Consider the following 13,990-nt stretch of genomic DNA (forward strand, 5'->3'; position numbering starts at 1 on the left):
CCAGGAGGAAACGTGTCAGCGCCGTCGCTACCCGCCGGATTCGATTTCACCGATCCGGCACTCTGGGAAACCCGCAACCCCGTCCAGGAATTCGCCGAACTGCGCCGGACCGCACCGGTCTGGTGGAACCCGCAGACCGACGCGCAGTCGGGCGGCTTCCGTGACGGCGGCTACTGGGTGGTCACCAAACACGAAGACATCAAAGAGATCTCACGCAATCCCGACCTGTTCTCCTCGCAGCGCAAGGGCTCGGTCATCCGGCTGCCCGGTGAGGTGACGCCCGAGCAGATCGAGCTCACCGGCGCGCTGCTGCTGAACATGGACCCGCCCAAGCACACCAAGATCCGGCGCATCGTCGCCAAGGGCTTCACGCCGCGCGCGGTCGAGGGGCTGCGCGCGGCCCTGGCCGAGCGGGCGGCCGCCATCGTGCACGCGGCCGCGAAGACGGGCGGCGGCGACTTCGTCGAGCAGGTGGCGTGCGAGCTGCCGTTGCAGGCCATCGCCGAGCTCCTCGGTGTCCCGCAGCAGGATCGGCGCAAGCTGTTCGACTGGTCGAACCAGATGCTCAACTACGACGACCCCGAATACGGCGATGCCACGACCACCGATTCCTCCTCGACCGCGGCGATGGAGATCCTCGGCTACGCCTGGAACATGGCCGAACAGCGCCGCACCGACCCGCGCGACGACATCGTCAGCCGGCTCGTGCACGCCGATCTCGACGGGGAGGCGCTGGGCTCGGACGAGTTCGGGTTCTTCGTCATCCTGCTCGCGGTGGCGGGCAACGAGACCACCCGCAATGCCATCACCCACGGCATGAAAGCCTTCGTCGACCATCCGGAGCAGTGGGAGCTCTACCGACAGCACCGTCCCGCCACCGCGGCCGACGAGATCGTGCGATGGGCGACGCCGGTGACGGTGTTCCAGCGCACCGCGACCGCGGACACCGAGCTCGGTGGACAGCGGATCCGCGCGGGCGATCGGGTCGGATTGTTCTACAGCTCAGCCAATTTCGACGAAGACGCCTTCGAGCAGCCGTTCCGCTTCGACATCCTGCGCGACCCCAACCCACATCTTGGCTTCGGCGGCACCGGCGCGCACTTCTGTGTCGGCGCGAATCTGGCCCGGCTCGAGATCGGTCTGATCTTCGATGCCATCGCCGAGGCCATGCCGAACCTGACCCAGGTGGCCGAGCCGCAGCGATTGCGATCGGGCTGGATCAACGGCATCAAACATTGGCAGGTCGACTACGGGACCGGGGCGCGCTGATGCGGATCGCCTTGCTGTCCTACCGGAGCAAAGCCCACTGCGGTGGGCAAGGGGTGTACATCCGGTACCTGAGCCAGGGGCTCGTCGAGCTCGGCCATCAGGTCGAGGTGTTCTCCGGTCAGCCCTATCCCGAGGACCTCGATCCCCGGGTGCGGCTCACCGAGGTGCCGAGCCTGGACCTCTACCGTGACGACGATCCGTTCCGCACGCCGCATCCCCGCGAGATCCGCGACCGGATCGACCTGCTCGAGCTCGCCACCATGTGGACCGCGGGTTTCCCCGAGCCCCGCACGTTCAGCCTGCGTGCCGCCCGGCTGCTGGCCACGCGCGCACAGGATTTCGACGTCGTGCACGACAACCAGTGCCTCGGCTACGGCCTGCTCGACATCGCCCGCCTGCTACCGCTGGTCGCGACGGTCCATCACCCGATCACCCGTGACCGGGCGGTGGACCTCGCCGCGACCCCGTGGCGGCGGCGGCCTTTCGTCCGGCGCTGGTACGGGTTCCTCGGCATGCAACAGCAGGTGGCACGTCAGATCCCGGACCTGATCACCGTGTCCTCCTCGTCCGCGGCGGACATCGCCGAGGACTTCGGGGTGGCGCCCGGCCAGTTGCGCACCGTCCCCCTCGGCGTGGACACCACGTTGTTCCGGCCCCGCGAAACGCCCCGGGTACGCGGGCGGATCGTCGCGGTCGCCAGTGCCGACAAGCCGCTCAAGGGCATCGCGCATCTGCTCAATGCCCTTGCCCGGCTGCGTCATCACCACGAGGTCGAGCTCAGCCTGGTCGCCAAGCTCGAGCCGAACGGGCCGACCGAGAAGCTGATCGCCGAACTCGGCCTCGCCGATATCGTCACACCCGTCAGCGGAGTCAGCGACGAACAGCTGGCGGAGCTGCTCGCCTCCGCCGAGATCGCATGCATTCCCTCTATGTACGAAGGGTTTTCGCTGCCCGCGGTCGAGGCGATGGCGAGTGGGACCCCGCTGGTCGCCAGCCGGGCCGGTGCGCTGCCCGAGGTGGTCGGCGACTGCGCGGAACTGATCGAACCCGGCGACGTCGACGCGCTGACCCGGGTACTGGGCGAACTCCTCGACAGCCCGGACCGGCGGGAGCGGATGGGTGCGGCGGGCCGCAGGCGGGTCCTCGACCTGTTCAGCTGGGCGGCCGTCGCCGCGCAGACCGTCGCCGTCTACGAGCGCGCGATCGAGCGCTACCACTCCCCCGACTCCCCCAACCGACAGGTGACCCCATGCTGACCGTCGACTTCGACCGCCTGCGCGTAGGCCCGGGAACGCGGGTGATCGACGTCGGCTGCGGCGCGGGACGGCACGCGTTCCAGGCCTACCGTCGTGGCGCCGACGTCGTGGCCTTCGACCAGAACGCCGCCGATCTGGCGGACGTGGACGTCATGTTCGAGGCCATGGCCGCGGCGGCTGAGGCACCGGAGTTCGCGAAAGCCGAGACGGTGCGCGGCGACGCCCTCGATCTGCCCTACGGTGACGGCGAATTCGACGTGGTCATCGCCTCGGAGATCCTCGAGCACGTCCCCGAGGACGACCGGGCCGTCGCCGAGCTGGCACGGGTGGTCAAACCCGGTGGCTCGCTGGCTGTCACGGTGCCGCGCTGGCTGCCCGAACGCATCTGCTGGGCGTTGTCGGACGAGTATCACGCCAACGAGGGCGGCCATGTCCGGATCTATCGCGCCGACGAGCTCCGCGACAAGATCACCGCGCACGGCCTGCGCTACGACCACCAGGATTTCGCGCACGCGCTGCACTCGCCGTACTGGTGGCTCAAGTGCGCGGTGGGCGTACGCGACGACGACAACCCCCTTGTGCGCGCCTACCACCGTCTGCTGGTGTGGGACATGATGTCCGCGCCCGCGCTGACCCGCACGACGGAACGGCTGCTGAATCCGCTGGTGGGCAAGTCGGTGGCCCTCTACTTCACGAAGCCGACGGTCCGGTGATGGCCACCGACCTACCGGCCGTTCCCGGCGCCGTCTCATCGCGGGAGATCCGCCGCACCGCCGAAACCATCGCCGCCGCACAGGAACCCGACGGCGCGATCCCCTGGTTCACCGGTGGCCACACCGATCCGTGGGATCACATCGAGTCCGCGATGGCGCTGACGGTGGCCGGATTGTGGGACGAGGCACGCGAGGCCTACATCTGGTCCGCGAAATCGCAGCGCTCGGACGGCTCGTGGCCGATGCAGGTGCGCCAAGGCGTGGTCGAGAACCATGACGCCGACGCCAACTTCTGCGCCTACCTCGCGACAGGTGTGCTGCACGCGCTCACGATCACCGGCGACACCGGGTTCGCCGCCGAGCTGTGGCCGACCGTCCGCGCCGGGATCGACTTCGTGCTCAGCCTGCAAGTGGGCACCCACGGCGAGATCCACTGGTCCGCCAACGAATCGGGGACCTCCGGCGAAGCACTCCTGACCGGATGCTCGAGCATCTATCACAGTCTGGGTTGCGCGGTGACGCTCGCCGAGCGGATGGGCGACCCCCGCCCGGACTGGGTGGCGGCGCGCCGGCGGCTCGGCCAGGCTCTACGCCATCACCCGGAGGCGTTCCTGGACAAGAGCCGCTACTCGATGGACTGGTACTACCCGATCCTGGGCGGCGCGGTGCGCGGCACGGCGGCCCAGGAGCGGATCGCCCGGCACTGGGACGAGTTCGTCGTCCCCGACCTCGGCATCCGGTGCGTGTCCGACGCACCATGGGTCACCGGCGCGGAGACCTGCGAACTGGTGCTCGCCCTCGACGCCATCGGCGAAACCGTCACGGCCACTAGACTCTTCACCGATGTACAGCATCTGCGCGACTCCGACGGTTCCTACTGGACCGGACTGGTCTTCACCGACGGCAAACGCTGGCCGGAGGAGCGCACCACCTGGACCGCGGCGGCGGTCGTGCTGGCGGCCGACGCGCTCAGCCGAACCTCGGCCGCCAACGGCATCTTCCGCGACGGCGGCTGCGACTGACCTCGGGTCAGGTGCAGGCGGCGGTGCGCTGCAGGATCCGCAGGGAGCCGGTCACGGACAGTTCGCGGAACTTTCCGCTGTCGAGGGCGCGGCGATAGATGTTGAACGGGGCGCGGCCACCGTCGGCCGGATCGGGGAAGACGTCGTGGATCGCCAGCAGCCCACCGCCTGCCACCCAGTGCACCCAGTTGTCGTAGTCGCGCTGGGCCGCCTCCTCGGTGTGCCCGCCGTCGACGAACAGCATGCGCAGCGGTGTCCGCCAGATGCGCGCGGCGGCCGAGGAGGAACCGATGATCGCGATGACGGTATCGGTCAGGCCGGCGCGAACCATGGTGCGCCGGAAGGCCGTCACGGTGTCGAAGACGCCGGTCTCCGGGTCGACCAGCGTGGTGTCGTGATACTCCCAGCCCGGCTGATGCTCCTCGGAACCGCGATGGTGATCGACGGTGAACACCGTGGCGCCGGTTTCCCTGGCAGCGGCGCCCAGGTAGATCGCCGACTTGCCACAGTAGGTGCCGATTTCCATGATGGTTCCGGTGCCGACGTAGTCGCGGGCGGCCGCGTACAGCGCGCGCCCCTCCTCCGCAGGCATGAATCCGGTGACCTGCTCGGCGAGGGCGAACAGGGCACCGGCCTCGGCGGAAATCTCGTCTACAGGTCCCATGCCTCACGCTAACACAGGAACTGGAATACAATCCGGACTACTGTCCAGCAGATCGCCGGACACGTCGAACCGCACAGGAGAACACCGATGAAGACCCGCCTCAACTGCCCCTGCGGAGCCCTGATCACCGGCGTCGACGAAGACCACCTGGTCACGCAGACCCAGGCGCACCTCCGCGAGAACCATCCCGACCACGACTACACCCGCGACGAGATCCTCTTCATCGCCTACTGATCCGGCTATTTCGCCGGCAGCGTGTTCTGCAGCCCGCCGACCTCGGTGATCTGCCACCCCGCATTGCGGTCGATGGTCAGCGAATAGGTGACGGTGGTCGCCGATCCACCGGGCGTCTGCGCGCTCGTGGAGACCACGGTGAAGTACGCGTTGACCTTGTAGATTCCGCCGGACTCCGAGGTGACGGTCGCCGACAGCGGAGTCGCCGTCGAGGTCCACTGCAGGGGCAGCAGAATCTGTTCGAGCTGCGGTGCGGTGGCCTCGAACTTCGCGGCCAATTGCGGGCTGGTGCCGGATCGCAGCCGGCCGAACCACGCGGCGACGTCGCGGTAGTCGATGGTCGACGCGCCGACGCCGTAGTCCGTCGCGATCTGCTCCGCGTGCCGGTGGTCGGCCACGCGGGCGTCGCGCTCGGCGATCGTCGACCGCGCCGAGAGGTATAGCGACGCGAATGTCACGGCCGCGGTCGCGAGTACCGCGATGGTGACGACCACCAGGACGGTCGAGAGCCGGAACGACACCGTGCGCGGCTGCCGGTCGCCGGTGTCGGTCGTGGTGGCGGCTTCGGCGGTCGCTGTGCTCATGTTCTGTCCTTCGTCGGGCTACTTGACGGCGATGCGGAAATGCACGGTGCCGTCGGCGCCCACGCTCTGCAGGGCTTGGTCGATCAGGGTGCTGATGTCGAGGGCGGGTGCCCGCGCCACGGCGTCGGTCACCACCGGTCCCAGGAGTTGTCCCAGCGGGGCGATGCTCGGCCCGATCTCGTTGATCAGGTCCGTCAGCCGGGCGAGGAACGGGACGAGTCCGTCGCCGGTGACGTAGTCGTCGAGCGGACGGCTTTCGACGAGCACCGACCCCGATTCGACGATGGCGCTCAGCGTGACGCCGAACTCGCCGAACTTCGGGCCCGCCGCGCCCAAGGACGGTCCGAGCCAGTCCATGTCGGCGCCCAGTGCTTGCATGTCGGCGAACAGGCGGCGGATGGCGTCGGTGCGGCTGAGCAGCGTGGCGGCGAGCAGGTTCGAGGACCGCTGCAGCGTCTGCATCGCCGTGTCGGTGCCTGCGAGCGCGCGGTCGAAGGTGTCCACCAGGTTCGCGATCGCCTCGGGCCGGATCTGGTCGAGCAGGGCGACCAGCTTGGCGGACAGGGCTGTGATCGTCATCGGCAGCTGAATTCGGTTCGTCGGCACGACCTGTCCGTTTTCCAGATACGGCCCGGCATCGGATTCCGGCGCGAAGGCGATATACGGCTCGCCGAGCGCCGACAACTGTTCGATCCGGACACCGCTGGACATCGGGATGCGATGCCTGCTGTCGATCCGCAGGCGCACCAGCACACCGGCCGATCGGGTGCGCACCGACTCCACCCGGCCCACCCGGACTCCGGCGAGCAGCACCGGGGAGTTCGGGCCGAGACCGCCCGAGTTGTCCAGGTGCATGTCGGCGGTGATGAAGTTCTGTCGCGGATCGAAGCCGAGCACTCCGACCGACATGTACCCGACGCCGAGAACGAGGACCGCCGCGATCGCGGAGAGTGATACCGCCGCACGAAGATTCATCGCACCGCTCCGATCATCCGCAGGGTGTCGACGATGCGGGCGGTGTGTTCCTCCGAGGTGATCGCGGTCTGGCCCGGTGTGGGGGCGATACCGATGTGCACCAGGTCCACCTTCGGACCGCGCGCCGCGAAGGGCACGAGCTTGGTGTTGATCAGGTCGACGAGCGTCTTCATGTTCGACGGCGAGCCGGTGTCGAACACGCTGCTGCCGAACAGCATCGGTACCACAGCGCGGGTGGTGTCGTCGAGCGAGGACAGCAGCGGACCGAGCCATTGCGCGCTGGGCGCGACCGGCCCGAGTGCCGTCAGGACGAAGATGACGCCGATCTGAGCGTTCACGGCGTCGGTGGTGTGGTCGACACCGTAGGGGGTGAGGAGTTCGTCGAGCATCGGCAGGTTCTGCTGCATCCCTTCCTCGACGGTGGCTTCCATTCCGTCGAGCAGGGCGTCGACCGAGCCCAGGTGCGTGCCCAGGTCGGTGAGGTCGGCGCCCAGAATGCCTGCGATGCGCGCGGTGTCGCGTGGGTCCTCGGGCATGATGCCGTTCGCCGTGCGGATGATGCTCTGGAAGTCGCTGACCGCGCCGCTGCCGATGAAGGTGGACAGCCCGGCCAGGATGTCCTCGATCGGGGGCGCCTGGGTGGTGTCCGACAGCGGGATGGTCGCGCCGGGTTTCAGGGTGCCTCTGGTCGCGTCGGCCGGTTCGCTCAGCGCGATGTGCACGTCACCGAGCGGTGTCTCCTGACGCAGCACGGCGGTCGTGCCCACCGGCAGCTGCACCGACTGCCGGATCTCGACCTCGGCCACGACATAGCCCGGCCCCGAGGTGGCGGCGACAGGGTCGACCAGGGTGACACCGGTCAGCCTGCCCACCCGGACGCCTGCCGCGATAACCTTGGCGCCCTGCGGCAGATTGAGCACATCGGCGAACTCGATCCGCAGGTGATAGGCCGGGCCGCCGACACCGGAACCCGGCATCGGCAGATCGGCGGGCTGGAACGCGCATCCGGTGCCCGCGAACATCATCGCGAGCACCAGCATGCCGTGGACCGCGGTGCGCCGGAGACGTGTCATCGCGCGCTCACCCCCGCCAGCAGTACCGGCAGCGCCGGAATCGTCGCCGTGCCGTCGGCGGAGGCTTCGCATCGCTGACCGGTGACGGCCTGCACCGCCGCGCAGATCTGGATCGTGTCCTGCTGGGCGAGTGCGAGTTTCGGTGGTGCGTAACCGATGCTCAGCTGTCCGCTCACCGGGTCGATCGCTCCGGCGAATCCGGTGGCGACGGCCGGGGTCATCGCGATCACGTCGGCCAGCGAGGCGACGCCTGCCGCGATCATGCGCGACAGGTCGGGGACACTGTCCAGGGCGCGCAGGGCGGGTGAGCCGAACATCATGATCACGTCGTTGAGCTGTGGCAGCAGGTCGGCGAGGGTGGCAACGATCTGGATGATGGGCGGGAACGCGATGGTGACGATGTCGTCGAACGTCTGCGGCAGCCCGGTGACCGTGGTCTGGGCCTGCGACCAGCCACCGCGCGCTCGGTGGGCGAGTTCGGCGAGGGCGTCGAGGAGCTGACCGAGGTGCCCGATCGCCGCGTCGGGTGCCGCCAGTGCCCGGCTCAGGGCGATGATCATGTCGTTGATCTGCTCGCCCGACCCCGCGGTGGCACGATCCAAGGCATCCAGTCCTGCGCCGAAAGCGTTGCGCTGCGCCGGATCTCCTGCGCCGTTGAGCTGATCGGCCAGTCCGGCGATGGCGTCGAAGGTCTGGGACAGACTCTTGGGTGTCAGCGTCTTGGTGATGCACTCCCCCGGCGGGCGGCCGGGTCCCGCCGGTTCGGCGCCGATGAGCGCGAGCCGCCGATCGGCGATCAAGGTGTCGCTGACTGTCACCGCCCCGACATCGGGTGGCAGCTTGCGGTCGGCCCTGACGGTGAATTCGACGCGGGCCGACGCTCCGGCGATGCGGATGTCGGTGACGCGGCCGACCGGGACGCCCATGACGGTGACCGCGCTGCCCTCGTAGAGCCCGATGCTGTCGGGCATGTCGGCGCAGTAGCCGCGCATCGGCGGGCTCGGCGTGCTCAGCCGCAGACCGAGCGCACCCGCCAGCACGAGCGTGAACACCACGGCGACCGACATGAATCCCCGCGATCCCAGGATCGACTTCATCGTCAACACCCGCCTCCCGGTAGGGGAATGCACACGGCGGGGACCGGGATGGTCGCACCGGACTGGTCGACGGTCACTCCGCCGTCGGCGGGCAGCAGCGGAAGCAACCGCTGTTGCAGCGCGCGAACGGCATCCAGCAGCTCCCCCAGCCGGCCGCCGAGCTGTTCGAGCGCGGGGATCGCGTCGGCCAGCGGCTGCGCGCGCTGCTTCAACGAGGCATCCCAGGCCCGGCCCAGCGGCGTCACGTCCTGCAGGACCACCGCCAGGTCTCGCAGCGATTGGGCCACCTGCACCTTGTTGGTCTGGATGATCTGTTCCAAAGTGCCCAGGGTGATGAGGAGCTTGGCCAGCACATCGGCGTTCGTGTCGAGGGCGGTCAGGTACTCGTCGGCGATGGCCAGGGTGCGCGAGATGTCGGCGTTCTGCTCGTCCAGGATGGCGACCACATCGCCTGCCGCCCGCACCGCGGCCCGCACGGCATGCGGGCTCTTGTCGATCGAGGTGGACAGTGCGGCCAGGTCTTGACGCAGCACGTTCCCGTCGATGCGGCGCACCGGGTCCACCGCGTCCTGGAAGGCCTGAGTGAGGTTGTAGGGCAGGTTGACTCGCTCCTGCGGGATCACGGCCGCACCGAGCGGTTTCGTGCCGGCCGGGAGAACGGCGACGTAGTAGCCGCCGACGAAGGTCAGCATCCGGATGTCGAGGGTGGTCTGATCGCCGAGGAACGCGTCGGCGGCGACGGTGAAATCCATCCGGACTCGATCGGGCAGCAACGTCAGTGCAGTTACCTTGCCGACGGGGATGCCCGCGATGCGGACGTCGTCGCCGGGACGCACCGAACCTGCCTGGGTCATCTCTGCGGAATATGTGCGCTCGGGCGAGGTTCCGGTGAGGTACACCGCGCCGATCGCGATCAACAGGAGCGCGGCCGCGCACAGTCCGGCGATCCCCCAGCGCAGATCGCCGGCGTGTGGGTCACGGGTAACACATCGGGAACCGTTCCTGCGCAACGTTATCGGCGACACAGCACGACTCCCTGCCCGGCCAGCAGCACGTGCAGTGGCTCCGGCGTCGCGGTGTTGCCGTGCGTGCAGACGAGGTCGGGCCCGGTCTGCGGAACGGCCTGGGCCATGGCCTGGATCAGGCCGGGCAGGCTTTCGAACGCCGCGACCGCGTCGTGCGGATCGGGGAAGGCCCGCTGGAGGGCAGCATCGAGATCTCTGTCCCGCTCACCGGTGACCCCGAGCACGGTGAGCATGCTGCGCAGTGGTTGCAGCACCACGGGAATCCCGGCGGCGAAGTCGACGAGGCCCGGCAGTTTCTCGGTGATGGTGATGAACAGGTTGGTCAGATTGGTCAGCAGCTTCATCGCGTTGCCCGACTTTCCGCCGAGATGATCGGCGACCTGGGCGAGGTTCGCGGCCAGCGTCGACAGGACGGCCTGCCGGTCGGACGCGTAGCGGCTCAACGTGTCGATGGCGCCCAGCGCCTGCCCCAAACCCGTACCGTCACCCTGGATCACGGCGAGAATGCTCGTCGCGAAGCGGTTGAGGTCATCCGGTGACAGCTGCGCGAGGACCGGCTGGAGTCCCTTGAACAATCGGGTGATGTCGAAGTCCGGCACCGTTTCGGCGGTGCCGAAGACCGCCCCGGGGTCACGGCGACCACCCGGTTGCGCCGGTTGCCGGATCTCCAGGTACCGGAAACCGGTGAGGTTCTGGTAGCGGATCGCGATGGTGGCGTCGGTGTACAGCACCCGGTCGCGCACCACGGTGAAACGGACGCGGGCCAGCGCACCGTCGAGTTCGACCTCACGCACCTTGCCGACCTGCACGCCGTAGAGGCGCACGTCGTCGCCGCGACGCAGCCCGTTCGCATCGGTGAACATCGCTGTGTAGGTGTCGGTTTCGCCGTCGACGGGCCGCTCGATCACCCGGAGCACGCCGACCAGCACGAGGCCCATCAGCGCCGTCGCCACGGCGACCCTAAGCAGCAGCGATCGTGTCGTCATCAGCGACCACCCGCCACGGGAGGCAGTCCGAGGGTGGCGGCCAGCGGCGCGGTCAGTCCGGGCACCACCTCGAGTTCGACCGCGGCGCGCAGCACCGGTCCCCGCGGGGTGTCCTGGAAGGACGTGCCGAGCCGGGCGAGGAGTTCGGCGAGCTGCTGGGCGGAACGCTCGGGCGTGCTGACCGACCCGGACAGCTGGTCCAGGACGAGGGTCGCCATGGGTAGCAATCCGCCGAAATGCACCCGGGAGGTGCTGAGCAGCTGGGTCACGGTGGGCAGCAGCTGGTACTGGATGTCGGAGAACATCCGGCCGAATTTCTCGAGGTGCTCGGGTGTACTCAGATACTCGTTGGTGTAGTCGGCGTACAGCAGCGTCAAACCGCCCGTCAGCATCGGTGGGAGGCCCGTGAGTGCCGAGCCGAACTGTTCGAACAGGAACGACGGTGGCAGCTGCTGGGTTTCGGCGAACGAGCGCGCGGTCGCGCCGATGGCCTGCAACAGTGGGGTGAATGCGTCGAGGTCGCGTGAGAATTTGGCGAGTAGTTCGACGAGCTTCGGTGTGAGAACCTCGTCGGTGAGCTGCCCGGTGGCGGTCAGCAGCGCCGAGAGCGTGGCATCGCGTACCCGGCCCGCATCGCGGTCGGTCAGGTCGACGGTCGATCCGTCGACCAAGGCGGCGCCACCCTCGGTGGAATGCAGTTCGACGGCGCTGATGCCGAAGAGGTTGCCCGGCGCATAGTCGACGGTCACTTTGTCGGTCAGCCCGAACAGCTGAGACCCGTCCAGTGTCAGGCCGATGCGCTGGGTGCCGCGTCCGGCGAACTCGATCGCGTCGACCGATCCGACCCGCACACCGTCGAGCCGGACATCGGTCCCCGGTCCGACGCCGGCACCGATCTGGCCGACCAGCAGCGCGACCCGGATCTCGTCGGGGGGGCGGCTGTCGGGCGCGACGCGCCAGGCGACAAGAGCCAGCAACGCGAGGACGACAGCGCTCGCGCCGAGTATCCGGGCGCGACGTGGCCCCACTTCGGTTCCGGGCAGGGTATAGGCAGGCATGGCATCATCCGGTGAACGTGACGGGAGACTGGAATCCCCACAGGACGATGGTGGCGACCATGTCCAGGGCGATGATCGCCACCAGGCTGGCCCGGATGGCCCGCCCCGAGCCGATCCCGACACCCTCTGGTCCGCCGGTGGCGAAATAGCCCTGGTAACAGTGGATCAGCACGACGGCCACCGCGAACACCATCACCTTCACGGTCGCGGCGAACACGTCCCAGCCGACCACGAACTGATCGAAGTAGTGGTCGTAGGTTCCCGTCGGCGTGCCGTGGATCGTGGTGACGATCAGCGCGCAGGAGGCGTAGCTCAGAATCAGGGCGACGACGAATGCCGGTGCGACGGCGATGATTCCGGCGATCACCCGGGTGGTCACGACGAACGGCACCGACCGGATGCCGAGCGATTCGAGTGCGTCGATCTCCTCGGAGATACGCATGGACCCGATCTCGGCGGTCATCCGGCATCCGGCCTGTGCCGCGAACCCGATCCCGGCCGCGATCGGCGCGAGCTCCCGCGTCACACCGAAGGCCGAGATGAGTCCGCTGAGCTGACCGAGCGAGAGCAGGTTCAGCGCGCTGAAGGCCTCGATGCCGATGGAGGCGCCCATGGCGGCGCCGAGCAACAGCATCAGCGGCACCACACCGCCGCCGATGATCACCGAGCCGCGGCCCCAGGTCATGTCCGTCACCATCGTGAGCGTCTGACGGCGGTAGTGCATGAGCGTGTACGGCACCGAAGACAGCACCTGCCAAGCGAATCCGAGCACGAAGCCGAGGGACTCGATCGGGCCGAGCGGCCGGATCCTGGCACGCCGCAGCCGACCGACCCAGCGCAGGCCGACGGGATAGTAGGGAGCCGCTGTCATCACGCCATCCGCACCGGGAAGAACATGGTGACCACCTGCGTGATGACCGTGTTGAGGACGACGGCCGCGGCGATGGACATCACGACGGCGGCATTGACACCGTCGGCGACACCGCGCGGCCCACCGGTGGCCTCCAGCCCCCGCTGACAGGCGATGACCACGACCAGGAAACCGAAGATCACCGCTTTGACCAGAGACACCCACAGGTCGACCGGCGTGGTGAAGGACCCGAACGACTGCCAGTAACTGCCCGGCGTGACGTTCAGCGCCGACACCGCGACCACGAAACCGGAAGCGACGCCGATGAAGATGATCAGGATATTGAGCAGCGGCGCGACCAGCATCATCGCCGCGATGCGCGGCACGACCAGGCGTTGCACCGGGTCGACCCCCATCACCCGCAGTGCGTCGACCTCTTCCCGGATGGTCCGCGCGCCCAGATCGGCCGCGATGGCGGCGGCGCCCGCACCACCGAGCAGCATCGCGTTGGCCATCGGCGCACCCTGTTTGATGACACCGAGCCCGCCCGCCGCGCCGATCATCGAATCGGCGCCGAGTTCGGACACGATATTGCCGACCTGTGCGGAAACGATGACACCGAACGGAATGGCCATCAAAATGCTCGGTACCGCCGTGACCCTGATCAGAAACCAGGCCTGCGCGAGGGTTTCGTGGACCTGGAAACGGCACCGCAGCGCATCCGCGGTACCGATGTAGACGGCACCGGCTCCGATTCGCAGTGCACGGCCGAGAGTGGCCACGCTGGAAAGGACGGTGACGGAGAAATTCCGCCGGACAATCTGCGCGGCGCTGCCCTGATCCGGCTCCGGCACATCCAGGCCACCGTGCCCCGCCGCACCGCCGCCGGCCGGTGCGACTTCGCCGTCTACGCGTGCCATGCCGGTGACCGTACCATATGATCTAGACCACATTCTAGACACTGTTCCAGATTGCTGACCAGCTTCCAGATCGAGCGCAACTACCCGAATCCAGCCTCGCCTCGTGAGCGAGAATATGTTCAGTACCAGCACTTTTGATCACAGACGACGGCCCGGCACCCACGCAGGCCCTCCGGCCACCCTCCCCCCGAAACCGTTGTGTCGCGCGCATGTCGGTGGTAGCGTCCAGACACATGTCCAGCTACGTGTCTCTTTCGGGTCCGA

At 68.3% G+C, this 13,990-nt stretch carries 15 protein-coding genes; 5 read left to right on the forward strand and 10 right to left on the reverse strand.

The genetic code is table 11. The annotated features are described in order from the left end of the window. Positions 1-12: 12 nt before the first annotated feature. The 4 genes from IEY60_RS16605 to IEY60_RS16620 are packed head-to-tail and all read left to right on the forward strand — an operon-like array spanning position 13 to position 4,260. A complete protein-coding gene (locus IEY60_RS16605; RefSeq protein WP_189028999.1) occupies positions 13-1,269 on the forward strand; it encodes a cytochrome P450 in 1,257 nt (418 codons plus the stop codon). After that, on the forward strand, positions 1,269-2,525 hold the full coding sequence (locus tag IEY60_RS16610; RefSeq protein WP_189029001.1) for a glycosyltransferase family 4 protein: 1,257 nt from the start codon (positions 1,269-1,271) through the stop codon (positions 2,523-2,525). The genes IEY60_RS16605 and IEY60_RS16610 overlap by 1 nt, the downstream gene beginning before the upstream one ends. Continuing rightward, the gene (locus IEY60_RS16615) at positions 2,519-3,238 is read left to right on the forward strand and encodes a class I SAM-dependent methyltransferase (protein WP_189029003.1); all 720 of its coding nucleotides are present in this window, start codon (positions 2,519-2,521) and stop codon (positions 3,236-3,238) included. Before IEY60_RS16610 ends, IEY60_RS16615 begins: the two co-directional genes overlap by 7 nt. Further along, entirely contained in the window at positions 3,235-4,260 is a 1,026-nt protein-coding gene (locus tag IEY60_RS16620; protein WP_189029005.1) for a prenyltransferase/squalene oxidase repeat-containing protein, read from the forward strand. Before IEY60_RS16615 ends, IEY60_RS16620 begins: the two co-directional genes overlap by 4 nt. 7 nt (positions 4,261-4,267) lie before the next feature. Here the strand turns inward: IEY60_RS16620 and IEY60_RS16625 are convergent, their stop codons facing one another. After that, the gene (locus IEY60_RS16625) at positions 4,268-4,924 is read right to left on the reverse strand and encodes a class I SAM-dependent methyltransferase (RefSeq protein ID WP_189029007.1); all 657 of its coding nucleotides are present in this window, start codon (positions 4,922-4,924) and stop codon (positions 4,268-4,270) included. Between the two features lie 87 nt (positions 4,925-5,011). Here IEY60_RS16625 and IEY60_RS16630 point away from each other — a divergent pair, with 87 nt between their 5' ends. After that, positions 5,012-5,158: a DUF1059 domain-containing protein gene (locus tag IEY60_RS16630; protein ID WP_189029009.1), complete on the forward strand. Its 147-nt coding sequence runs from the start codon at positions 5,012-5,014 to the stop codon at positions 5,156-5,158. A gap of 5 nt (positions 5,159-5,163) precedes the next feature. Here IEY60_RS16630 and IEY60_RS16635 read toward each other — a convergent pair whose 3' ends face one another. The 9 genes from IEY60_RS16635 to IEY60_RS16675 are packed head-to-tail and all read right to left on the reverse strand — an operon-like array spanning position 5,164 to position 13,858. Beyond that, positions 5,164-5,742, reverse strand: a complete 579-nt coding sequence (locus tag IEY60_RS16635; protein ID WP_229739885.1) for a hypothetical protein — start codon at positions 5,740-5,742, stop codon at positions 5,164-5,166. 18 nt (positions 5,743-5,760) lie between these two features. Then, complete coding sequence (locus tag IEY60_RS16640) at positions 5,761-6,717, reverse strand: MlaD family protein (protein WP_189029012.1); 957 nt, start codon at positions 6,715-6,717, stop codon at positions 5,761-5,763. Continuing rightward, positions 6,714-7,790, reverse strand: a complete 1,077-nt coding sequence (locus IEY60_RS16645) for an MlaD family protein (protein WP_229739886.1) — start codon at positions 7,788-7,790, stop codon at positions 6,714-6,716. The genes IEY60_RS16640 and IEY60_RS16645 overlap by 4 nt, the downstream gene beginning before the upstream one ends. Continuing rightward, on the reverse strand, positions 7,787-8,887 hold the full coding sequence (locus tag IEY60_RS16650; RefSeq protein ID WP_189029014.1) for an MlaD family protein: 1,101 nt from the start codon (positions 8,885-8,887) through the stop codon (positions 7,787-7,789). The genes IEY60_RS16645 and IEY60_RS16650 overlap by 4 nt, the downstream gene beginning before the upstream one ends. 2 nt (positions 8,888-8,889) lie before the next feature. Next, positions 8,890-9,912, reverse strand: a complete 1,023-nt coding sequence (locus IEY60_RS16655) for an MlaD family protein (protein ID WP_268241477.1) — start codon at positions 9,910-9,912, stop codon at positions 8,890-8,892. Further along, positions 9,900-10,898 carry an MlaD family protein gene (locus IEY60_RS16660; RefSeq protein ID WP_189029016.1) on the reverse strand — a complete coding sequence of 333 codons (999 nt, stop codon included), beginning with the start codon at positions 10,896-10,898 and terminating at the stop codon, positions 9,900-9,902. Before IEY60_RS16660 ends, IEY60_RS16655 begins: the two co-directional genes overlap by 13 nt. Continuing rightward, positions 10,898-11,956 carry an MlaD family protein gene (locus tag IEY60_RS16665; RefSeq protein WP_189029018.1) on the reverse strand — a complete coding sequence of 353 codons (1,059 nt, stop codon included), beginning with the start codon at positions 11,954-11,956 and terminating at the stop codon, positions 10,898-10,900. The genes IEY60_RS16660 and IEY60_RS16665 overlap by 1 nt, the downstream gene beginning before the upstream one ends. 4 nt (positions 11,957-11,960) lie before the next feature. Next, positions 11,961-12,827: an ABC transporter permease gene (locus tag IEY60_RS16670; protein ID WP_189029020.1), complete on the reverse strand. Its 867-nt coding sequence runs from the start codon at positions 12,825-12,827 to the stop codon at positions 11,961-11,963. Beyond that, entirely contained in the window at positions 12,827-13,858 is a 1,032-nt protein-coding gene (locus IEY60_RS16675) for an ABC transporter permease (RefSeq protein ID WP_229739888.1), read from the reverse strand. Before IEY60_RS16675 ends, IEY60_RS16670 begins: the two co-directional genes overlap by 1 nt. Positions 13,859-13,990: the final 132 nt, after the last annotated feature.

It is taken from the genome of Nocardia rhizosphaerihabitans (assembly GCF_014646295.1).
Classification (GTDB): Bacteria; Actinomycetota; Actinomycetes; order Mycobacteriales; family Mycobacteriaceae; genus Nocardia; species Nocardia rhizosphaerihabitans.

Excerpts from the sequence above, each read along its gene's own strand:
- IEY60_RS16665 (WP_189029018.1), bottom strand. The coding sequence starts at position 11,956 with ATGCCTGCCTATACCCTGCCCGGAACCGAAGTGGGGCCACGTCGCGCC.
- IEY60_RS16635 (WP_229739885.1), bottom strand. The coding sequence starts at position 5,742 with ATGAGCACAGCGACCGCCGAAGCCGCCACCACGACCGACACCGGCGAC.
- IEY60_RS16645 (WP_229739886.1), bottom strand. The coding sequence starts at position 7,790 with ATGACACGTCTCCGGCGCACCGCGGTCCACGGCATGCTGGTGCTCGCG.
- IEY60_RS16670 (WP_189029020.1), bottom strand. The coding sequence starts at position 12,827 with ATGACAGCGGCTCCCTACTATCCCGTCGGCCTGCGCTGGGTCGGTCGG.
- IEY60_RS16640 (WP_189029012.1), bottom strand. The coding sequence starts at position 6,717 with ATGAATCTTCGTGCGGCGGTATCACTCTCCGCGATCGCGGCGGTCCTC.
- IEY60_RS16625 (WP_189029007.1), bottom strand. The coding sequence starts at position 4,924 with ATGGGACCTGTAGACGAGATTTCCGCCGAGGCCGGTGCCCTGTTCGCC.
- IEY60_RS16615 (WP_189029003.1), top strand. The coding sequence starts at position 2,519 with ATGCTGACCGTCGACTTCGACCGCCTGCGCGTAGGCCCGGGAACGCGG.
- IEY60_RS16660 (WP_189029016.1), bottom strand. The coding sequence starts at position 10,898 with ATGACGACACGATCGCTGCTGCTTAGGGTCGCCGTGGCGACGGCGCTG.
- IEY60_RS16650 (WP_189029014.1), bottom strand. The coding sequence starts at position 8,887 with ATGAAGTCGATCCTGGGATCGCGGGGATTCATGTCGGTCGCCGTGGTG.
- IEY60_RS16630 (WP_189029009.1), top strand. The coding sequence starts at position 5,012 with ATGAAGACCCGCCTCAACTGCCCCTGCGGAGCCCTGATCACCGGCGTC.
- IEY60_RS16610 (WP_189029001.1), top strand. The coding sequence starts at position 1,269 with ATGCGGATCGCCTTGCTGTCCTACCGGAGCAAAGCCCACTGCGGTGGG.